General features: G+C 68.6%; 16 protein-coding genes. 6 read left to right on the forward strand and 10 right to left on the reverse strand.

Going from position 1 to position 21,789, the window contains the following annotated elements:
- Positions 1–20: 20 nt before the first annotated feature.
- Positions 21–617 (forward strand): hypothetical protein, encoded by a 597-nt coding sequence (locus tag QFZ26_RS07470; RefSeq protein ID WP_307040739.1) that lies wholly within the window; start codon positions 21–23, stop codon positions 615–617.
- Positions 618–662: 45 nt separating this feature from the next.
- On the opposite strand, the gene QFZ26_RS07475 is transcribed toward QFZ26_RS07470, so the two are convergent.
- The 4 genes from QFZ26_RS07475 to QFZ26_RS07490 all read right to left on the reverse strand — a co-directional run bounded on the left by QFZ26_RS07475 (position 663) and on the right by QFZ26_RS07490 (position 7,549).
- Positions 663–2,348: a fucose isomerase gene (locus QFZ26_RS07475; RefSeq protein ID WP_307040740.1), complete on the reverse strand. Its 1,686-nt coding sequence runs from the start codon at positions 2,346–2,348 to the stop codon at positions 663–665.
- An 11-nt stretch (positions 2,349–2,359) separates the two neighbouring features.
- Positions 2,360–4,897, reverse strand: a complete 2,538-nt coding sequence (locus QFZ26_RS07480) for a GH116 family glycosyl-hydrolase (RefSeq protein WP_307040742.1) — start codon at positions 4,895–4,897, stop codon at positions 2,360–2,362.
- A complete protein-coding gene (locus QFZ26_RS07485; RefSeq protein WP_307040744.1) occupies positions 4,894–6,393 on the reverse strand; it encodes an FGGY-family carbohydrate kinase in 1,500 nt (499 codons plus the stop codon). The genes QFZ26_RS07480 and QFZ26_RS07485 overlap by 4 nt, the downstream gene beginning before the upstream one ends.
- 166 nt (positions 6,394–6,559) lie before the next feature.
- Positions 6,560–7,549, reverse strand: a complete 990-nt coding sequence (locus QFZ26_RS07490; RefSeq protein WP_307040746.1) for a LacI family DNA-binding transcriptional regulator — start codon at positions 7,547–7,549, stop codon at positions 6,560–6,562.
- Positions 7,550–7,708: 159 nt separating this feature from the next.
- Between QFZ26_RS07490 and QFZ26_RS07495 the strand changes: the two genes are divergently transcribed.
- Positions 7,709–8,833, forward strand: coding sequence for a glycoside hydrolase family 172 protein (locus tag QFZ26_RS07495; protein WP_307040748.1), 1,125 nt, complete (start codon positions 7,709–7,711; stop codon positions 8,831–8,833).
- Positions 8,834–8,907: 74 nt separating this feature from the next.
- Here the strand turns inward: QFZ26_RS07495 and QFZ26_RS07500 are convergent, their stop codons facing one another.
- From QFZ26_RS07500 to QFZ26_RS07525, 6 genes are all read right to left on the reverse strand, one after another.
- Positions 8,908–9,978 carry an epoxide hydrolase family protein gene (locus QFZ26_RS07500; protein ID WP_307040750.1) on the reverse strand — a complete coding sequence of 357 codons (1,071 nt, stop codon included), beginning with the start codon at positions 9,976–9,978 and terminating at the stop codon, positions 8,908–8,910.
- Between the two features lie 23 nt (positions 9,979–10,001).
- Positions 10,002–10,304, reverse strand: a complete 303-nt coding sequence (locus tag QFZ26_RS07505) for a DUF7882 family protein (protein ID WP_307040752.1) — start codon at positions 10,302–10,304, stop codon at positions 10,002–10,004.
- A 143-nt stretch (positions 10,305–10,447) separates the two neighbouring features.
- On the reverse strand, positions 10,448–11,272 hold the full coding sequence (locus QFZ26_RS07510; RefSeq protein WP_307040754.1) for a carbohydrate ABC transporter permease: 825 nt from the start codon (positions 11,270–11,272) through the stop codon (positions 10,448–10,450).
- Between the two features lie 15 nt (positions 11,273–11,287).
- On the reverse strand, positions 11,288–12,268 hold the full coding sequence (locus QFZ26_RS07515) for a carbohydrate ABC transporter permease (protein WP_307040756.1): 981 nt from the start codon (positions 12,266–12,268) through the stop codon (positions 11,288–11,290).
- A 68-nt stretch (positions 12,269–12,336) separates the two neighbouring features.
- The gene (locus QFZ26_RS07520; RefSeq protein WP_307040758.1) at positions 12,337–13,677 is read right to left on the reverse strand and encodes an ABC transporter substrate-binding protein; all 1,341 of its coding nucleotides are present in this window, start codon (positions 13,675–13,677) and stop codon (positions 12,337–12,339) included.
- 65 nt (positions 13,678–13,742) lie between these two features.
- Positions 13,743–14,873: a DUF4185 domain-containing protein gene (locus QFZ26_RS07525; RefSeq protein ID WP_307040761.1), complete on the reverse strand. Its 1,131-nt coding sequence runs from the start codon at positions 14,871–14,873 to the stop codon at positions 13,743–13,745.
- A gap of 233 nt (positions 14,874–15,106) precedes the next feature.
- Here QFZ26_RS07525 and QFZ26_RS07530 point away from each other — a divergent pair, with 233 nt between their 5' ends.
- The 4 genes from QFZ26_RS07530 to QFZ26_RS07545 all read left to right on the forward strand — a co-directional run bounded on the left by QFZ26_RS07530 (position 15,107) and on the right by QFZ26_RS07545 (position 21,764).
- The gene (locus tag QFZ26_RS07530; RefSeq protein WP_307040763.1) at positions 15,107–16,084 is read left to right on the forward strand and encodes a hypothetical protein; all 978 of its coding nucleotides are present in this window, start codon (positions 15,107–15,109) and stop codon (positions 16,082–16,084) included.
- A 161-nt stretch (positions 16,085–16,245) separates the two neighbouring features.
- Positions 16,246–19,362 carry a right-handed parallel beta-helix repeat-containing protein gene (locus QFZ26_RS07535; protein WP_307040765.1) on the forward strand — a complete coding sequence of 1,039 codons (3,117 nt, stop codon included), beginning with the start codon at positions 16,246–16,248 and terminating at the stop codon, positions 19,360–19,362.
- A gap of 58 nt (positions 19,363–19,420) precedes the next feature.
- Positions 19,421–20,209 (forward strand): endonuclease/exonuclease/phosphatase family protein, encoded by a 789-nt coding sequence (locus QFZ26_RS07540; RefSeq protein ID WP_307040768.1) that lies wholly within the window; start codon positions 19,421–19,423, stop codon positions 20,207–20,209.
- A 148-nt stretch (positions 20,210–20,357) separates the two neighbouring features.
- Entirely contained in the window at positions 20,358–21,764 is a 1,407-nt protein-coding gene (locus QFZ26_RS07545) for an MFS transporter (RefSeq protein WP_307040770.1), read from the forward strand.
- The last annotated feature ends 25 nt before the right edge of the window (positions 21,765–21,789 follow it).

The following is a 21,789-nucleotide window of genomic DNA, read 5'->3' on the forward strand; positions in this document are numbered from 1 at the left end:
GCGAAGCTAGGCTGTCCGTCATGCCCCGATCCCGTTCGCTCGCCGCCGCGAGCGGCCTACTCCTCGCGGCCCTCGTGAGCGGATGCGCAACTGCTGACGGCACCACGGTCACCGGCACGGCGCCCGCGCCCGTTGCGTCTTCCGAAGTAGCCGACGTGCAACACACCTCCTCGGCCGAGCCCGTCCCCGAGCCCGTCCCCGACGACGCAGCGATGCTCGACTGCACGAACATGCTGACGACGGACGCGTATGCGGCTCTCGACGAACAGGGCATGGAATATCGACCGAACGTGGCGAGCTATCCGCCACTCGCGGGCGCAGAGCTCGTGGCTGACGGCGCGCTCGAGTGCCTCTGGGATGTACCACCGGGGGACGCCCGGGTCTGGATCGCCCGGCTCATGGAACCTCAGGAGCTGTGGGACGCTCGCGTCGCCGAGCTCGCGCGTGCCGGCTGGACCGCTGCCGACGGCCCAATGGCGGGGGCGTTCATCCGGTATCCGGAATTCGACGAGGAAACCCAGCCGGCGATCGCACACATCGATGGCGTCACGTACTTCGCCGCGCCGGGTCGTGACCTTCGATGGATCGCCGCGATCGCCGACCGATTCGGCGACTGAACTCGTCTGGTGTGCCCGAGCCCGTGACTCGGGCACACTTCGGGCCTACGCTTCGGTCGGCTCGTGCTCCTCGGCATCCGATCCGGCGTCGAGCTGAACGTCACCGCACAGGTGCACGTGCACGCCGAGCCCATCGAAGAACGCAGCTTTCGCCACGAGCGCCCGGTCGGCGGTCGCGGCATCCGGGGCGTAGGCGACGTTCAGGTGGTTCGCCTTGTGGCGGCCCATGAACTGGTCGCGCGAGACGCCGTGCAGCACGGCGTGCATGATCGGCCACTCGGGGTTCGTCGCCTGCCAGCGCCGCTCGGTCTCCGCAGCGGGGAGCTCGACCGAGGTCGCGCGTCCGAGGTCGACGTGCAGCTCGCCGTCGGCGATGTAGACGCGAGACCAGACGATCTCGCCGGGCCGGGAGACGCCCTTGATCGTCGATCCGCCGAGCGGGAAGTAGACGGGATTCTGCCGCCAGCCGACCGCGCCGGCGTAGCCGCCCTCGAGGTGCGACGGCGGCACGGACCCCGAGATCTCGAACACCCACACGAACTCGCCGTCGAACTCTTCGCCCCAGCGCACGTCGTGCAGGGTCGTCGCCGGGTCGAGTCCCATCGCGGTCCACACCCGGTTCGTGATGAGCGCGTCGATCGCGACGCCCTCGTCGGCCTCGTTGAAGTGCGGCAGGGCGCGACCCTCCCACAGCACCCGGGAACCGTCGCGGCTCGTCACGGGCGGGCGCTCGACGTTGTTGAGGAGCCCCTCGGCGAGGTCGGATGCCGGCGAGAGGTCTTTCAGTCCCTGCTGGTACTGGATGCCGATCGCGTCGACGCCGAAGTCGTCGGCGATGCGGAGCGCGGCGATGTACATCTTGAACTGCCAGCGCAGCTGCGCCTCAGTGAGCTCCGTCGCCTCGTCGGTGCCGAGCCGGAAGGTCATGCCCTGCGCCCCGAGCCAGTCGCCGACGGCGGCGGCCTCGTCGTCGCCGACCCGCTGCATCTCGGCCCAGAGTGCGCTCTGCGACATCCGTTCCTTGTAGATGCCGAGCCGATTCATGAGCTCGTCGTCGATGATCGCGTTGTACATGCCCATGCAGCCCTCGTCGAAGACGCCGATGATCGCCTTGTCGGCCCTGAGCTCCTCGGCGAGCGCCTCGCCGAGCCGCGCCTCGTCGCTCGGGGGCAGCGTCGGCAGCTCGCGCACGTGGGTCGCGTCGTGCTCGATGCGGCCCGTCTCGGTCCAGCTGCGGAGACCGGCCTTGAACCACTCGTCGGTGAAGTCGACGCTCCAGATGGTCGAGTACTCGACGCCCATCTTCGTCATGCCCGCGTTGAGCCCGAGGAGGCCGACGAGTCCGGGCCAGTCGCCGACGAAGTTCGCGACGGTGAGGATCGGCCCGCGGTGGGTTCGGAGGCCGGCGAGCACGTGGTGGCTGTACTGCCAGACCGCCTCGGCGACGATGAGCGGGGCGTCGACCGGGATGTTCTTGAACACCTCGAGGCCCATGCGCTGGCTCGAGATGAAGCCGTGCCCCGTCTCGGGGTCGACGGGGTTCGCCCGCACGATCGACCAGCCGAGCTCGGCGAAGGCGGCCTCGACGGATGCCTCGAGCGCAGCCTGGGTCGGCCAGCCGGCGGCGTTCGCGGATTCGCGCAGGTCGCCGCTCGAGATGAGGTACGCGGTCTTCGGCGCGGCATCGGGTCGCGCGACGACGGCGGGGAGGGTGTAGGTGGTGCTCGACATGTGGTGCTCCTTCATTGCGTTCGAAGTTCGGGGATCGGGTAGCGCAGGCTCGTGCCGGCGCCGATCACGTTCGGATGTCGGTGCTCGGGCAGCAGGGTGCGGCCCGAGAGCGAGAGGCTGGTCAGGTGCAGTTCGCCGCCGAGGACGGTGAGTTGGAGCATCCGTTCGCCGATCTCGGCCCGGCCCCAGGCGGTGCCGGTACTGAAGAACCAGCGCTGGTCGCCTGGTGTCTGCGGTGCGAACGCCAAGGCGCCGGCGGCGACGGATGACGCGGCCCCCGTGAACGCGGGCAGCAGCGCCCAGCTGGCGAGCGAGCGAGCGTAGTGGTTGCCGCACTCGACTTCGTTCCACGGGTTGCGGTTCGCGCCGGAGTGTCGGGCTCGCGTGGCCTCGACGATCGTGACCGCCTCGTCGGTGAGCCCCTCGAAGGCGAGGTGCGCCGCGACCTGGTACTCGATGCCGGTCCACACCTCGTCGGAGTAGACGAAGGGGATTCGTGGGCGGCCGCCGCGAGGCCAGGTGCAGAGCAGCAGTCCGCCCTCGTCGTTCAGGGCGTAGGTGCGCTGCACGCTGTGGTGCTCGCTCAGGTCGGCGCGGAAGTTGTGGCGGAAGACCGCGCCGATGGCCGACCGCACATGCTCGGCGGGCAGCACGTGGCCGAGCCCGACGACGTGCGCGAGCAGCTGGCCGAGCAGCTGGTCGCTGAGCACGCCCTCGCCGTACTGGTAGCGGTGCTCGTCGACGTCGTCGATACGCTGCGCGTAGTACTCGCCGTTGTAGAGGAGGGCGTCCATGCGCTCGGCGCCGGTCTCGGCCGCGGCGCGCCAGGCTTCGGCCCGCTCGCCCTCACCGAGCCGATCGGCGAGCGCCGCGCCCGCCTGCAGCGCGGCGAAGAACATCGAGTTGGCGAGCGAGTTCTCGCCGAAGAACTCGATGTCGTACGTGTTGTGCTGCTTGCTGTCGAGCACGCCGTCGCCGTTCGCATCCCACTCGGCGAACGCGTAGTCGAGTGCTCGGCAGACGCCGGGCCAGACCTCGTGCACGAACTCATCATCGCCGCTCAGCAGCCACTCGCGGTAGACGCGGACGATGGCGCCGAGCTGCCCGTCGACGGCCGGGTGGAAGTCCCACGCCGGGGAGCCGAAGATCTGGTTGGTGCGGAAGTTCATGCGCCCGTCGTGGCGCGTCTCGAGCAGGAACTCGGTGCGCCGGGCGCTCCGCTCGAGCTCGGGGAACAGCCAGGCGAGCGACTGCGCGTAGTTCCAGACGTGCGTGCAGGTGCCCTCGCAGCTGCCGACGTGATCGAAGCTGCCCTCCCACGCGGCGAAGACGCCGCCCTCGAGCCGGAAGCACGTGCTGCTGCGGATCACCGCGAGGTTGGAGCCGATCGCGTCGATCACGGCGTCGGGCAGCGTCGAGTCGTAGAGCGCGTCGACGAACGCGCGCGTGGTCGCCTCGAGCTGCGGGAGCCGCCGGTCGAGGTCGGCGGCGACGGCCCAGGCATCCGGATGCCGCGTGGCGTAGTGGTTGCGCACGACCTCGCCGAGGTGCGGGTCGTCGTGGATGATGTTGCCCGCCCAGCCGCGGGGCCGATTCGGGAAGTGCCACGTCAGCCGGAACTCGAAGTCGTGCGCCTCGCCCGGCTCGAGCACGTGCTCGATCGCGAGCGAGCCCACGCGAAGCCGGGTCATCCACTCGGGATGCGGCGGCGGGTCGAGCGTCGCCACCGGCTCGGGCTCGAGTCGGCCGTCGTCGCGGAAGTCGTCCCAGAACCGCTGTGCGCCGTCCTGCCAGAACCCGTACAGCCACTGCGGCTTCGCGGTAACCTGCGTATCGGGTGTCGTCAGGGTCGCCGTGCCGTGCGCGAGATGGTCGGCGGGCAGGTCGGAGGAGCACACCAGGCCGCGGATGCCGTCGGCATCGCGCCACTCGATGCGCGGATGCCCCTCGAAGCTCGGGAAGTGGAACACGTCGCGGTCGGCGCTCGCCCCGACCGGGTTCGCGATCGACCCCGCGATCGCGACGCGCATCGGCCGGTCGGACCGGTTCTCGACGCGGTAGCGCAGCACGGCGCACGGCAGGCCCGAGTCGTCGGCGTCGAGCGGCACGAACGGCGTGAACGCGGTGAGCGACACCTCGACGGGCAACCCGTCGTCGACGAAGTCGAGCTCGAGCAGCGGGTACCGGCCGCGCAGGCTCGAGCCGGCCAGGCGCGGGAGCCCGCCGACGGCGTGCGCAGGGTAGCCCTGGTCGGCCTCGTGCGGGGCGCGAAGGCGAGCCTCGAGCACGCGGGTGATGGAGCCGACGGATGCCGCAGGGCGGCTGCGCACCGCGGCATCCGGAACCGTCGCGTCATCGGGGGCGGCCTCGTCATCCGCCACGTGGATGGCGAAGAAGCTGAACGGGTTCGTGCCGCCCTTGTGCGGACGGTTCGAGAGCTCCCAGTCGCGGAGCTCGCCGCGCGCACCGATCGACACGTTGCCCGTGCCGATGCCGCCGAGCGGGAAGGCCGCGGCCGTGGCCGTCGCGTCGAGCACGCGCGGGCTCATGCTGCGACCTCGAGCTGGATCCGCGCGAGCCGGTGCGCGACGTCGGCGGTCGCGGGGTAGAGCTCGCGGTAGATGCGGTAACCGCGCTCGTAGGCGTGGGCCGTCGACGGGTCGGGACGCACCGTGTGCGTGATGGGATTCCAGTCGGCGATGTCGGGGGCGCGATCGCCGGCGATCGCCGATGCGGCGAGGAACGCCGCACCGTAGCTCGCGCCGACCGAGGTGCGCGCGAGCTGCTGCTCGAGGCCCGTGACATCCGACACGATCTGCGTCCACAGCGAGCCCTGCGTGCCGCCGCCCACGGCGATGATGCGGTCGATGCGGGCACCGGCCCCACGCATCGTCTCGACGTTGTGGCGCACGCCGAACGCGGTGGCCTCGAGCGCGGCCCGGTAGAGGTCGCCCCGCGAGTGCGAGAGGGTGAGGCCCGCGATGACGCCGCGCGCGTCGGGGTCGAGCAGCGGCGTGCGCTCGCCGGCGAAGTAGGGGAGCATGACGAGTCCGCGGGCGCCCGGGCCGGAGGCATCCGCCTCGGCGAGCAGTTCGGGGTAGTCGGCGTTCGTGAGGTCGCGAAGCCACGAGGTGATCGCACCCGAGGTCGCCATGCCGCCCGCCAGCGAATGCGTGCCGCGGAACGCCCCGGTCGTCGTCCACATCGAGGGCGTGCGCAGGATCTCGGGCACCGTCGCCACGAGGAACATCGTCGTGCCGTACATCAGCATGAGGTCGCCGGGGCCGACGGCGCCGACGCTCACGGCCTCCGACCAGGCATCGATCGTGCCCACGATGACGGGCGTGCCCTCGACCAGTCCGGTCGCCAGCGCGGCCGACGCGGTGACGGTGCCGGCGACGTCCCCCGGCCACGCGAGCGGCGGCGCCTCGATGCCGGGTGCGACGGCGTTCCACCACGGCTCGTGCCACCCGCCCGCCTCGATGTCGAAGAGCGGCGTGCACTGGCTCGCCGAGTGACGGTCGAGCACGTACTCGTCGGTGAGCCGGTGCGCGAGCCAGGATGCCGGCATGAACAGGCGTCGGGCGCGGGCGTAGGCATCGGGCTCGTGGTCGGCGATCCACGCGATCTTCGGTCCAGCGGCCTGGCTCGAGAGCCCCGATCCGCCGACCCGCACGATCTCGTCGACGCCGAACTCCGCCTCGAGTCGATCGACCTGCTCGCCCGCCCGCGAGTCGACGCCGTAGAGGATCGCGGGTCGAATCGGCATCCCCTCGTCGTCGGCGAGGAGCACGCACGGGCCCATTCCGCTGACGCCGACCGCTTGGATGCGGGTGCCCGATGCCGCGCCGCCGATGAGCTCAGTGGCGATCGAGCAGAACTCCGCCCACCAGGTCGCGCCGGACATCTCCACCCAGCCGGGGTGGGGCCGTTCGACGCGATGTTCGCGCACGGCCGAGGCGAGGATCGTGCCGTCTTCGGCCACGAGAACACCCTTGCTGCTCGACGTGCCGATGTCGACACCGAGCACGCATCGCTCGCCCACTGCATCCTCCTCGATCGTGTGCCAACTGTTACAGAAATCGATTTCAAGATCAAGTCGACGGATGCCGCGAATCGGCGATTCGACACTTGCATGCGCGGCCTGGCACACGGCGCGGCGGCTTCCATCACCCGTCGGATCCCCGGTCAGCGGCGCAGCGTGCGGTGCGTCAGGCTCGAGCCGGGTACGACGCGGGCATCAGCTCGTTGCGCAGCACGATCGTGCGCGCCGGCTCGACGTCACCGTTGATGCGCTCGATGAGCATGCGAGCAGCGGTCACGCCCATGTGCCGCGCGGGCAGCCGCACCATGGTGACCGCCGTGGGCGTGAGTGTCGTGAATGGGAGGCCGCCGACCACGGCGACGCCGATTCGCGGCGGAATGAGGCCCCGCTCCGAGAGCACCTGCAGCACCCCGACGCCCATGAGGTTGTTCGCCGCCACGACCGCGTCGGGCGGCTCCGGCAGCGCGAGCAGGTCTTCCATCGCGGCCCGGCCGCCGTCGACGCGGAACGTCGAGTACCGCACGAGCTCGTCTTCGTCGCCACCGCCGTCGAGTTGCGACACGACACTGCGCCATCCGCCGGCGCGCTCGAACGCCGTCTCGATCTCGCGCGGACCCGTGATGCAGGCGATGCGCCGGTAGCCGGCCTTCACGAGCGCCTCTGCGGCGGCCTTGCCCGCTGCGCGGTTGGCCATCATGACGCCGTCGATGTCGTAGCCGGTGCTGCGGTCGACCGCGACGACCGGCCGGCCACTGGCGATCACGTCATCGAGGTTCGTGTGGTCGGACGCCGGGGCGAGGATGACCCCCGCCATGTTCTCGGAGATGGCGATGTCGAGGTATGTGCTCTCCTTCGAGAGCTGCTCATCGGTGTTGCAGAGCACGACCGAGTAGCCCGCCTCCTGGGCGACGTCCTCGACGCCGCGCGCGAGCTCGGTGAAGTAGGGGTTCTCGATGTCGGGAATGACGAGCGCGATCACTTCCGAGCTCTGGCGACGTAGCGTGCGTGCCGTGCGATTGGGCGTGAACTTGAGCTCGGCCGCGGCATCCCGCACCGACTGGGCCTTCGCCTCGGAGACTCGCACGCCGTTGAAGACCCGCGAGACCGTGGCCGGGGAGACACCTGCGCGCCGCGCGACCTCGTAGATGGTGGCCATCGACTCCCCCTCTCCGGCAGTCTCGGGTGTTCGACGCCCGGCGACACCCTCGGGTCGCACGTTTGACACGCCTGTAGTGCCACCCTACAGTGGTGAAATCGGTTTCAGAAGTCGGGCCTCCACGGCTCGCATGACACGAGGAAGTGTGGTGGTGTCCGCGTGGCCAATCCCGATCTGAGCAGCATCTCCGGTCTCCGGCGGTTGCAGACCCGATCGATCAGCCCCGAGAACTTCGACGGATCCGTCGGCGGCGGCGGTCGCGCCACCGAAGGCACCGGCGCGTGGAATGCGCGCGACCTCGGCCCCGGCTGGAAGATCTCGCCGAGCGTCGACATCAAGGCGGGCGAGACCTTCGACCTCGCGACGATCGAGGGCGCCGGCAAGATCACCCACATCTGGATCACCACGCACACCGACAACTGGCGCACGCTGCTCTTCCGCGCCTACTGGGACGGCGCAGAACAGCCCGCCATCGAGGTGCCCTACGGCGACTTCTTCTGCAACGGCTGGGGCGTCTTCGCGCAAGTGAACTCGCAGGTCATCGCCGCGAACCCGCATGGCGGCTTCAACTCGTACTGGCCGATGCCGTTCCGCGAGGGCGCCCGCCTCACGATCGAGAACACCTCGGTCGTCGATGTGCGCATCTACTACCAGGTGACGTACGAGACCGGCGGCGACTACTCGAACGAGGGCTACTTCCACGCCCAGTGGAACCGCTCGAACCCGCTCGAGGAGCTCGTGCCGCACACGATCGTCGAGGGCGTCGAGGGTGCCGGCCACTACGTCGGCACCTACATCGCGTGGGGCGTGAACTCGAACGGCTGGTGGGGCGAGGGCGAGATCAAGTTCTACCTCGACGCCGACGACGAGTACCCCACGATCTGCGGCACCGGGACCGAGGACTACTTCGGCGGCGCGTGGAACTTCGACGTTCCCGGCCAGGGCTACACCGAGTTCTCGACGCCGTACCTCGGCATGCCGCAGGTGCTCCGCCCCGACGGCCTCTACGTCAGCCAGCAGCGGTTCGGCATGTACCGCTGGCACCTGCTCGATCCGATCTTCTTCGCCGACCGACTGCGCGTCGACATCCAGGCTCTCGGATGGCGCAGCGGATGGCGCTACCTGCCGCTGCGCGATGACATCGCGTCGACGGCCCTCTTCTACCTCGACCGGCCGACCGCGCGGCGGCCCAAGACGCCGACGGCCGACGACCTGGAGGTGCACCTGGCATCCGCGCCGGTTCCCGACCTCGGCTCGACGCCGATGCGCCCGCCGCAGGGGTGAGTGAGCGGATGCCCCGTGCCGCCGTCGCGGTACTCCTGATCATCGCGTCGGCGACAGCGGCCTCACCCGCCGGGTCAGCCGACCTCGCGCATGAACGCGCTCAGCTCGCGAGCCACGAGATGCGGTTCCTCGAACGCCATGAAGTGTCCGCCGCTCTCGGCCGCGGAGTAGCGCCGGATGTCGCTCGCGGCGCGTTCGGCGATCGAACGCGGGAAGAGCGGCATGTTCCACTCGTGGCTCTGCGTCACCGCGACGGGCACGGTGATCGTCGGCCGCTTGCCGTTGTGGGCGCTGTCGAGATCTTGACGGAACGAGGTGCCGATCGAATCGGTGACCCAGTAGAGCGTCAACAGCTCGCACAGGCTGTCGCGGTCGAAGCGTGACTCGAGGTCGCCGCCGTGGTCACTCCACTGCCAGAGCTTGTCGATGATGAACGCGGCCATGCCGGCCGGAGAATCCACGAGCGCGGCCGCGATGGTGTCGGGTCGCGTGCCGATGATCGCCCCGTAGCCGCTGTCCTGCTCGTCGCGCTCGTCTTCGGAGTCGAGCCAGATCTGCTCGGCCGGAGTGATCGGCTCCACGTAGTCGGCGGGGAACGGTCCGTGGATGACGTGCAGACCGGCGACCTCGTCGGGATAGAGCGTGGCGAGCCAGCCGCAGGCCGAGCCGCCGATGTCACCGCCGAACGCGAAGTACCGCTCGTAGCCGAGGGTCTCGGTCATGAGCGTGTGGAAGCTCTCGGCGACGGCTGCGCGGGTCACCGGGCCCTCGATGAGGTCGGAGTACAGGTAGCCCGGCAGCGAGGGGATGACGACGTCGACGTCGAGCAGGTCGGCCAGCGGCAGCAGCTCGAGGAAGGTGCTCGGCCAGCCGTGGGTCAGCAGCACAGGCGGCCGGGTCGGATCCCGGCGCAGGTGCACGAAGTGCTGGCCCCGGTCGCGGAACTGCGGATAGGTGTTGAGCCGCGCCTCGGCCGCGCGCCAGTCGAACTCGTTCGCCCAGTAGCCGACGAGCGACCGCAGGTATGCCGGATCGACACCGGCCTTCCATCCCTCGGCACTCGGTTGCGTGAACCGGGTGCGCGAGAGCCGCGCGCGCAGGTCGTCGAGAACCTCGGACCCGACGGAGATCGTGAAGGCTTCCATCTGTTCTCCTCTTCGAACCGCGACTACGCCACGAGGACGATCCCGCCGGGCGTATCGGCTTGGGCCATGAGGGCATCCAGGCGATCGACGTCGAGCGCATGGCCGTCGGCCTCGTCGATGACGAAGCGCAGCGGAATCGAGGGGTTCATCCACAGCGCTTCTCGTTCTCCGAGCCCCCGGTCGAGTGCCGGCAGCGTCACGATGAAGCTCTCACCGCGCCGGAGTTTCGCGACGATGACCTGCTTCAGGTGGGCCAGCAGCTCATCGTCCAGGTCGAAGCCGACCGGCCGGCGATCCTGGCCGCCGCCATAGTAGAACGTGCCCATCTCGGCCGACGACCTCCACTTCGGGACATGACTCACTTCACGACATGACGACCTTATCCGGGCTCAGCCGGCCGGGGCGGCCCTCGTGCGACTTCCAGTCGAGTGACGACAGCGCAGGCGCACGCATGCGCCCGCGGCATCCGTCACTTCATTCCCGCGATGCGGATGCCGTTCACGATGTACCGCTGGAACACGAGCACGAGGATGATCGTGGGCAGCGCCGCGATCGTCGAACCCGCCATGAGCAGGCCCCATTCGGTGCTGCGCTCCGACATGAAGCTCCGCAGCAGCTGCATGATCTGGTACAGGTCCTGGTTCGCCGAGATCGTGAGCACCGGCCATACGTACGCGTTCCAGTACACGAGGTACGACGCGACGCCGACGATCACGAACGGCGCCTGCGACTGCGGCAGGAAGATGCGGACGAAGATCTGCCAGCGGTTGGCCCCGTCGAGCAGCGCCGCCTCCTCCATCGCCACGGGGATGTTCAGGTAGAACTGCCGGATGAAGAACATCTGCAGCGAGCTCGCGGCACCCGGGATGATGAGCACCCACAGCGTGTCGATCATGCCGAGCTGCGAGACCACGACGAACGAGGTCAGCAGGATCGCCATGCCCGGGATGAACATCGGCGCCAGGCAGTAGATCCAGAAGAACCGCTTGCCCGCGAAGTCGAGCCGCGCGAAGACGTAGGCCGCGAGCGAGTTGATCGCGAGGCTCAGGGCGGTGAAGGCGACAGCACCGACGAACGTCACGCCGAGGGCGCGGAGGAACGCCGGGTCGTTCAAGATCGCGACGTAGTTGTCGAGGATCCACACGTCGGGGAAGAACTGGAACGGCGTGCGCAGCACCTCGGTCTTGCCCTTGAAGCCGGCGATCGCCATCCAGGCGAGCGGCAGGAGGCACGACACCGCGATGAGGGCGACGAGGACGTACTGGACGATTCGGTTCGGGATGCGTGTTCTCATGGTGCTCTCTCGGCGTCAGCCGTCGATGGCCTTGTCGGACTTGACGAATCGGAAGATCAAGGCGCTGATCGTGCCGAGCACGACGAACAGCAGGAGCGCCGCGGTGAGCGAGAAGCTCGTGGCATACGGCGTCGGATCCTTGAACTGGTTGAAGATGTACAGGTTCGGCGTCGTGGTCGACTCGTACGGCCCACCCTGCGTCATGACGAGCGGCAGCTCGAACTGCTGGATGGTCGCCGTGACGAGCGTGACGAGCAGGAACAGCCACACGTTCTTCAGCAGCGGCAGCGTGATGTACCAGGTCTTCTGGAAGTAGCCCGCACCCTCGAGGTCGGCGGCCTCGTAATAGCTGTCGGGGATGTCGAGCATGCCCGCGAGCATGATGAGCGTCGTCACGCCGACGCCGATCCAGAGCGCGGGAACCGCGATGCCGCCGAGCGCGAGGTCGGGGTTCGAGAGCACCGCGATCGGCTCGATGCCGAACCAGCCGAGCACGCCGTTCAGGAGGCCGCCGCGCTCCCGGTAGATGAACACGAAGATGATGGATGCCACGACGAACGAGACCACCGTGGGCACGTAGATCGTGGTCTTGAGGAAGCCCGAGGTGTGCCGGCTCAGCACCCGCAGCAGGCTCGCCACGAGGAACGCGACGATGAGCTGCGCGGGGACGACGAGCAGCACGAGCGTGATGCCCACCCAGATCGAGTTCCAGAACTTCGCCGCAGTGAGCACGTACTCGTAGAACTGGAGGCCCACGAAGGTGGGGTCCTCGTAGAAGGAGATCTCGAAGAGGCTCAGGTAGACCGAGTTCGCGAGCGGGTACCAGACGAAGATGCCGAGCAGCACCACCATCGGCGAGAGCATCACGTAGGCGATGAGATTCGAGCGATTGAGACGCCCCGATCTGCGCGGCTTCGGCCGCTCGGCGTCGGCGCCGATCAGGGCGGCCTGCTCCTCGAAGACGGCCGGCTGCGGGTTGGCCTGGATGGCGGACATGGATCCTCCTCAGGCGGAGCCGGCCCGGGGTTCGCCCGGCGCCGGCTCCGCGGTGCGGTTCAGTGTGGTCAGCCGGCTTCGGGAGCCGTGCCTGCCAGCTTCTGCTTCTCGATGATGTCGTCGATCTCGCTGTTCGCCGTCTCGAGCGACGCCTGGATGTCCTCGCCGCGCATCGACTTCTCGATGGCGGTCGCGAACGAGAGGGCGATCTCCCACGGGTAGGTCGGCTCCGCCTTCGAGAACGGCACGATGTCTTCGGAGACCGTCTGCATGAACGGGTTGGCGGATGCCTCGGGGTCGGCCGAGAGCGCCTCGGAGACCGAGACGCGGGCGGGGTACTTCGAGTACCCGCTCGTCTTGAAGAAGTCGACCAGGTGTTCGGTCTCGCCTCCGAGCAGCCACGCGATGAAGTCCGCGCCCTCCTGCTGCACCTTCGACTTGCCGTCGACCGTGAGCGTCCAGCCGCCGAGCGTCGACGTCGGCTTGGTCGGGTCGCCGTCGATCGACGGGAACGCCGCGACGGCGGTGTTCGGGATCATGTCGGGGTAGTCGTTCGTGAGCTGGCCGATCGCCCAGGAGCCGCACGCAGTCATCGCGACCTGGCCCTCGCCGTACGGTGCGCAGTCGGCGTACGGGTACGCGGCCTCCTGCGGCATGAGCTTCTCGCCGTACAGCGTGCGGTAGAACTCCGCGAGCTCGATGTAGGCGGGATCGGTCGCGTCGGCGGCCGACCAGTCGTCGGCGACCGGCAGGTGACCGGCGGCGTTGTACTGCAGGCCCCAGCTCGACCAGCCGAGGTCGGCGGCGGTCTGCGCGATGTTCATGCCGTAGACGCCGTCTTTCGTGAGCGCACGAGCGGCGTCGACGAGCTCCGCCCACGACGTCGGCGGGCTGGCCGGGTCGAGTCCGGCCGCCGCGAACAGGTCGGTGCGGTAGAAGAGCACCGTCGAGGGTTCGACGAGGAACGGATAGGCGAACGTGCCGTCGGCGGTGCTCACGAACTCGCGCACGTTCGGCTGGATGTCGTCGAGGACGTCGGGGTCGACGAGTTCGTCGAGCGGGGCGAACTGTCCGATCGCGACGCCCGGCATGATGCGGCCGTAGCTCGTGGTCGCGACATCCGGAGCATTGCCGGCGGCCTGGGCGGCTTTCAGCTTCTGGTCCCACGTGTCGGCGGGGACCACCTGGTAGGTGACCTTCACCTCGTCCTGGCTCGCGTTGTACGCGTCGACCTGCTCCTTGAACCAGGCCTGCTGGTAGTCCTCGAACTTCTGCTGCCAGAAGATGACCTCGGTCTTGCCGTCTGCGGTCGTGTTGCCGTCGCCGCCCGCCGTGCAGCCCGACAACGCGAGCCCGGCCGCGACGACCGCGGCGAGTGCCGTGACCGTCTTCGTGTGCCTCTTGTGCATTCTCTCCTCCTCGGGAACCGGCTCTGCAGTGAGCCGACATCTTGTGTGCGGGAACCTCAGGGCGTTCAGTCCCGGTCGAGGTCCGCGCGGTACCAGAACACGTTGTACGGATCCCAGACCGACAGCGTGAAGTAGATCGTGCGCCCACCGTCGGCGGTGTAGCGGTCGAGCATGTACGGCGCATACGGCCCGGGCAGCTCGGACTGGGCGATCATGAGGTGCGGCTCGCTCCACGGGCCCCACGGGGTGACGCCCTCGCGCAGCTCGATGCCGCGACCCTCGGCGAGCGTCGACATGATCCAGCGCTCGAGGTAGGGGTTCCACACGACCGACAGTTCGCCGACCGTGTCGTCGACGACGAGCGTTGCGGCATCCGGGTCGCCCGACCACTGCGGACCGCCGGCGGCATCCGTGCCCGTGAAGTACTCCCAGGCGTCGGATGCCTCGACCTTCGCGGTCTCCACGCGGGCCAGGCCGACGCCGCCGAACCTGCCGTGCGTGACCCCCCAGACGTAGAGGCGTTCGACCCCGTCTTCGGTGACGGTGAACGGGCTGACCTGCACGAAGCGGGAGTCTCCGCTCCAGCGCGGCTCGTCGAGGGGCGCCCAGGTCTGGCCGCCGTCGCTGGACTTCGACAGGCCCGCTTCGTTGACCTCCCACTCGCCGGGTTCTCCCCAGTGCTTCACCGACATCCAGTGCAGGTACATCGCGTCGTTCGCGGCGAAGCCGTGCGTGGGGATCACGGTCATCTCATCGTGGTCGACCTTCTTCGACGGCAGCACCTCGGCGGCGGTGGAGGTGTCGTCGAGCACCATCCCCTCGATGGCGATGCCGTCGGACGGGTCGTCGTCGGTCGTGAAGCCGAGCGTGTTCGAGCGCCAGAACGACCCGCCGCCGCCCGTGAAGTCGGGGTCGCGTTCGCCGAACGTGTCGCCGAAGACGAACCAGACCTTGCCGTCGGCCTCGAACATGGAACCCAGGTCGGTGTGATTGACGGCCCAGCGATCGGTGGCGCCCGGCGCCTCGGCGCCCGTGACCTGGCCGAGCTGCTCGACGTTCGAGACGCCGCGAAGCACGAAGGGCTCGTCGCCCTGCGAGGCCAGCTGCGGTGCGGTCGTGGCACAGCCCGGCAGGGCCAAGACGGCCACGGCCAGCGCACCCGCGACGGTCGCACGCCTGGCTTCGCTGGTTGCCACGAATCCTCCTCGATCGGTGCGGTCGGACCAAGGTTCACAGAAATCGATTTCAAAGTCAAGCGACGACGATCGGGGTCCAGTGGATGCCCGGCGCCCCGGCGCATCACCCCTGCCCGGACATCCGCGGACCCCGTTCTCACGGGCCGCGCACTGCCCGCCCGGGCAGGCTATTGAAATCGATTTCCCACCGCGCTACGGTGAACCGGTCATCGCAGTCGAGCGAGAGGGGCCGGATGAGTCGCGACCGCGAGTCGAACGACGACCGCATGCAGCCAGGGGAACCCGAGGTGGCCGGCGGCTGGCTCCGACCCGCCGGCGGCACGCCCGCCGAACCCCGTTGGGGCCACTCCGACGGCCTGCAGGTCGGCCTGCACCCACTCGGAGGGCCGCGCGGACTGCTGCGCCTCTACACGCCCTACCTCGACCACCACCGCGACCGCCTGGTCAACTTCATCGCGGTCGAGCCGGTACCGGCCGGAGCCGACGAGCGCGGCTACTCCGAACTCGAGGCGAGCCGGCTCGACGGCGAGCCGGGGCTGCGGTTCTGGAGCGCCGACGATCCGTCGGACCCGACTCCGCGACCCGCCGACGAGCCCGCACGAGGCATGATCGAGGTCGTCGACGGCATCGAACGCCTCCGCGTCTGGATCCTCGTCGAACCCTTCGCCAACGGCGCCGACGTCGCAGTCTCGGTGACCTTCCGCGCCGACCGACCGCACGAGATCGAGCTCGCCGCGCATGCGGGGGAGACATCCGTGCCGCTCGGCCAATGCGTGCTCACGGCGACGATGGGGAACTGGGCGAGGTTGCGCCGGCTCCACCTCGCGGAGCGCACGGTCGTCGCGGGCGAGCTCTGGCCCTCGTATCGCGACGCGCACTTCGCCGACCACGCTCGGTTCGGTCTCCCCGAGCTCACGGCCGCCGACGGCGCCGTGACCGTGTCGGCCACGCCCGACGAAGCGGCACCGCACGAGGCAGAGTACGCCCCGGGCACCAGCGAGCACTGGCACTACGTCGGCCGGCGGGCGGTGCAGACCTGGCGCGCGGCGGATCCGCACCCCGAACTCGCCGTGCAGGTGAACGGCCGGTACACCTACTGGATGAGTGCCGCGCCGATCCCCGGCGGCATCGCGTTCGAGAACTTCGAACTCGTCGAGCCGTTCCGCCAGGGGCGGCCGCTCACCTTCGCGATCGAGCCGCTCGACGTCTGATCAACCCCACCGGGACGAGAGCGGCTCGGCGATCGCCGCAGGGTAGCGCCACGGCGGAGTAAATCGCTACGCTCGATTAGCGATCGCGCTTATCGATTAGCGATTGCATGTTCTGCTTCGTATGACCAACGAATCTTCAAGGGAGAAGTTCGATGACAGCGTTGACCAGAAGAACCGCCGCGATGACACTCGCCTGCGCGATCGGGATCGGCCTGTCGGTCACCGTCGCGCACGCCCCGGCCACTGCCGTGCCCCAGCACGAGTTCCATGTCGCGACCACCGGCAGCGACACGACCGGCACCGGCTCGGCCGCCTCGCCATGGGCGACGATCGAGCACGCCCGCGACCACATCGAGTCGAACGGGCTCAACGACGGCATGACCGGCGACATCGACGTGCTCGTCGCCGCCGGCGACTACTACGTCGACGAGACCATCGCCTTCGACGAGACCGACTCCGGCAGCAACGGCTTCACGGTCAACTACAGGAGCAAGGACGCCGTCGGCAGCGCACGCTTCATCGGCGGCGAAGAGATCACCGGGTGGACCCAGCACTCGGGCGACATCTACAAGGCGTTCGTCGGAACGGACTGGCGCTTCGACACGCTCTCCGAGAACGGCGCGCGAGCGACGAAGGCCCGCTATCCGAACTCCGCTCCGAACGCCGGCTATGCGATGTCGAAGGCGCCGTACCTGTACAGCGAGAACAGCGGCCAATACAACGTCCTGCAGTACAAGCCGGGAGATCTCGACCCGACCGGCTGGGACCTGGCCGACGCGCAGGTCTTCGTCTGGGCACTCGGGCCCGCAGCCTGGTTCACCGACACCACGCCGATCAGTTCCATCAACGCCTCGACTCGGCAGATCTCGCTGTCGCACGACGCCCGGTACCTGCTCAGGGCCAACTCACGCTACGTCGTACAGGGAGCCTTGGAGCTCCTCGACCAGCCTGGCGAGTTTCATCTCGACACGTCGTCGGGATACCTGTACTACTGGGCGAAAGACGGGGCGGCGTCGGCCCAGACCATCATCGCGCCGAAGGTGCAGACCATCGTCTCCCTGCAGGGTTCATCGGAAAGCAGCAGAGTCCATCATGTCCGGTTCGACGGATTGAGCTTCGAGGACTCCGACTTCACCGACTGGTACCGGCACGCGTGGCCGCTCGACGGCGCCTCGGGAGAAGGACACACGTATCCGCAGTACGACCGGCAGATCAACATGCCGCAACATCGCACGGGGATGTTCTTCTTGCAGAACACCGACCACATCGCGATCCAGAACTCGCGCTTCGTCAACTCCGGCTACTCGGCGATCTACCTGTTGTTCTACAACCAGAACAACACGATCAGCGGAAACCTGATCGAGCACAGCGGGCATTCGGGCATCTACCTCGAAGGCCGGTATCCGGGCGAGGGCGATGTCAGCAAGAACAACGTCCTCACCAACAACGTGATCCACGATGTCGGCGAGCTCGTCGGAAACGGCAGCGGCGTGTACCTGATGAACAGCGGAGGCAACGAGGTCTCGTACAGCGAGATCTACAACTCCCCTCGCTACGCCATCGCCTTCGACACCTACATCGGCATACCCCTCGCGGACATCTACCTGCAGGGCAACGTGATGAAGAATCTCAAGATCTCCAACATGGCGCAGGACAGCGGAGACACGGCTCCCATCTACTCGTGGGGGCGCAGCAAGGCGGCCAACACGGTCGAGCAGGTGACCATCGACCGGGTCTACGCTCATCCCTCGATGCAGGACTACGCGCCCAATGGCGTGTTCATGGACAACGAGTCGTCCGGACAGGTCTTCCGCAACATCAAGGTGACGAACACGCAGGGCGCCGCGTATCGAACGAACTCGTCGACCGGCCACACGCTCACCAACGTGAGCTGGCAAGCCGGCTTCAATGACGCGCTCATGGACTATGCCAACATCGGATCCACCGTGGACTTCCCGTACGCCGTGACGCCCGCGGGCTTCACAGCCGGGTTCACCGGTTCCCACGTCGCTCTGGCCTGGCAGGCGGTGAAGAACGCGGCGAGCTACGACGTGCTGCGTTCCACCACTCCAGGCGGCCCGTATTCGACAACGGTCTGCAGTGCGACGACCGCGACCTCCTGCACCGACGCGACGGGCACGCCGGGAACGACGTACCACTACGTCGTGAAGGCGCGCACCTCGGCCGGCGATCTCAGCGACAGTTCCAACGAGTCGTCCGCCCTGTTCGGCGAACTGATCTTCGACGGATTCGAGAACGGTCTCGGCAACTGGACGACCGCCAAGGGAACCGCGACGGTCAGCACCGCTCAGGCTCATTCCGGCAGCAAGAGCTACGCCATCGACCAGGACACGGATGTCATCGCGCATTCGTTCAGTTCGAGCAGGAACCGGGTGGTGTCGCTGTGGTTCTATGACGACGCATCCGACACCTCGCTGCAGACGATGGCCAAGGTCGACGACACCCCATGGAGCGACGGCACGCAGTGGCGGGGGCTCGGCGTGAACACGCCGACCTCGGCGACCAAGTACGTGACGCGCCTCGCCGGCGTGACCGCGGCGACAACCGTGATCCGCACCACCGGCTGGCACGAACTGAAGTGGGACTATCGGTCGGGCACGAAGGTCGACATGTACATCGACGGAACGCTGGTCGCATCCCCGACCGGCGTGACGAGCTTCAACCAGATCTCGATGGGCGACTGGTGGACCAGCAACTCGGGCACCGTCTACTTCGACGATGTCCTCGTCAACGATCCGTTCGCCGACGGCTTCGAGAGCGGACTCGGTGCGTGGACGACCGGCAGCGGGACGGCATCGGTCAGCACGACCCAAGCTCATTCCGGCAGCAACAGCTATGCCATCAACCAGGATCAAGACGTCATCACGCGGGTACTGAGCTCGAACGAGAACAGGGGCGCGACGGTGTGGTTCTACGACGACGCGTCGGACACCTCCATGCAGGCCATGGCCAGAGCGGATGGCATGGTCTGGAGCGACGGGACGCAGTGGAGGGGCCTCGGCGTGAACACGCCGAGCTCGGCGACCAAGTACGTGACGCGCATCGGTGGCTCGTACGCCGTGACATCCGTCACCCGCACCACGGGCTGGCACGAGCTCAAGTGGGACTACTCATCGGGCACCAGGGTCGACATGTACATCGACGGCACCCTGGTCGCCTCCCCAACGGGCGTGACGAGCTTCGATCACATCTCGATGGGCGACTGGTGGACCGGGAGTTCAGGCGCGGTCTACTTCGACGACGTGAGCGCGAAGTAGTCGTCGGATCCGCGGCGCCGGGTTCCGGCGCCGCGGGTCGCGTCGTAGCCTTACGACCGTGCGACTCGTCACCTGGAACGTACTGTGGCGCTTCGAGCCCGAGTGGCGGGCGAGGGAGCGGGCGATCCTCACGACGCTCGAGCGCCTCGCGCCCGACGTGATCGGGCTCCAGGAGTGCTGGGGAACGGCCGACCAGTCGCAGGCGCACCTGTTCGCCGAGCGGCTGGGAGGCGTGCACGCCGCCTTCCTCGGCCCGTCGCTTCCGCCCGTGCCGCAGCCGCCCGAGCATCCCGACCAGGCCGGCGTGCTGATGGGCGTGGGGCTCGTGAGCCGGTGGCCGATCCGCTCCGTGCGGCGCCACGACCTGCCAGTCAGTCATCGGCAGATCGCGCCGGTGGCGCTCGAGGCGCGCATCGAACACCCTGAGGAGCCATTCGACGTCATCGTGGCTGCGACGGAATGGGAGCCGGAGTTCGCCGACGATCACCTCGCGCAGACGCGGCGGCTCGCCGAGCTGCTCGACGCAGCTGCCGCGGGCGAGCCGAGGTTCCTCCTCGCCGACCTGAACTGCGACCGCACGCAGGCTGAGTTCGCGCCAATCGCGGCCGCCGCCGACGACACCTGGGAGCTCGGCGGCGGCGATGCCGATGCCGTGACGCTCAGCTCGGAGGTTCCGTTCGCCCCGCTCGAGGCGACGAAGGAGATCGACCGGCGCGTCGATCACATCCTCGTGAGCCACGGCTCGGGCGTCGCGGTCGAGTCCGCGTTCACGGTGGATGCGCCGGTCGGCGACCTCTTCCCGTCGGACCACTTCCCGGTGGTCGTCGACGTGCGACTGGGCTCGTGAGAGCGCCGGCGGCGGCGGCTCGGGCGGGCCGCTATCGCTGCGGCATCCGTCGCGCTACAGTGCACGAAGATCAGCGCCGATCGACCGGGATGCCCGCCTCACCGAGGCGCGCCACCTCCCGTTCATCCGACCGAACGAGGCTTGCACCATGACCGAGCATCCCGAGCTCCCCTCCGACCCCGCTCCCCGCAACTTCCCGCCGTCGCGACTCACGCCGCCCGACGGCGCCGCCGCGACGATCGGCGTGGCGACGGAGCAGGTCGAGGCGGTCGAGGAGGCCGGCGCCCGCAAGGGCCGCATCCTCGCGTGGGGCCTCTGGGACTGGGGTTCGGCGGCGTTCAACGCGGTCGTCACCACGTTCGTCTTCACCGTGTACCTCACGAGCGAGTCGTTCGGGCCGACGGGCACCGTCGAGGCGCAGCTCGGGTTGGCGCTCACGATCGCCGGGCTCCTGATCGCGCTCCTGGCGCCCATCACCGGCCAGCGATCGGACACCAGCGGCCGGCGCAAGTTCTGGCTCGCGGTGAACACCTACATCGTCGTGGCGCTGACCCTCGCGATGTTCTTCGTGCTGCCGGCGCCCGAGTACCTCATGCTCGGGCTCTTCCTCGTCGCCGCGGGCAACATCTTCTTCGAGTTCGCCGGCGTGAACTACAACGCGATGCTCGTGCAGGTCTCGACGCCCCGCTCGATCGGCAGGGTCTCGGGCTTCGGCTGGGGCATGGGGTACGTCGGCGGCATCGTGCTGCTGCTCATCGTGTACTTCGGCTTCATCCAGCCCGAGGTCGGGCTCTTCGGCGTGACGGGTGACCAGGGGCTCGACGTGCGCGTGACCGTGCTCGTCTCGGGCATCTGGTTCGGCCTGTTCGCGCTGCCGTTGTTCTTCGCGGTGCCCGAGTACCGCAACCCCGCCGCGGTGGATCGCGGCAAGGTGAGCTTCTTCGGCTCCTACGTTCGCCTCGGCCGCGACATCAAGCGGCTCTGGAAGGAGCAGCGCAACACGGTGTGGTTCCTGCTCGCGAGCGCCGTCTTCCGCGACGGCCTCGCGGGTGTGTTCACGTTCGGCGGCGTGCTCGCGGCATCCGTCTTCGGGTTCTCGGCCGGCGAGGTGATCATCTTCGCGATCGCCGCGAACGTGGTCGCAGGCATCTCGACGATCGCGGTCGGCGCCCTCGACGACCGGCTCGGCGCCAAGCCGGTCATCATCACGGCGCTCATCGGCCTCGTCGTGAGCGGCCTGCTCATCTTCCTGCTGCACGACGGCGGCCAGATCGTGTTCTGGACGGCGGGCCTCGCGCTCTGCCTCTTCGTCGGCCCGGCCCAGTCGGCGAGCCGCACGTTCCTCGCCCGCCTCATCCCCGCCGGCCGCGAGGGCGAGGTGTTCGGCCTCTACGCGACGACGGGCCGGGCCGTCAGCTTCCTCGCGCCGATGGCCTTCACGCTCTTCGTCGTGATCGGCGGCGCGCCGTACTTCGGCATCCTCGGCATCGTGCTCGTGATCGCGCTGGGGCTCGCGCTGCTCATCCCGGTGAAGGCGACGCCCGTGCGGCGGTAGCCAGGGGGCGGATGCCTCGAGCCGG

The organism is Agromyces ramosus (assembly GCF_030817175.1).
Classification (GTDB): domain Bacteria; phylum Actinomycetota; class Actinomycetes; order Actinomycetales; family Microbacteriaceae; genus Agromyces; species Agromyces ramosus_A.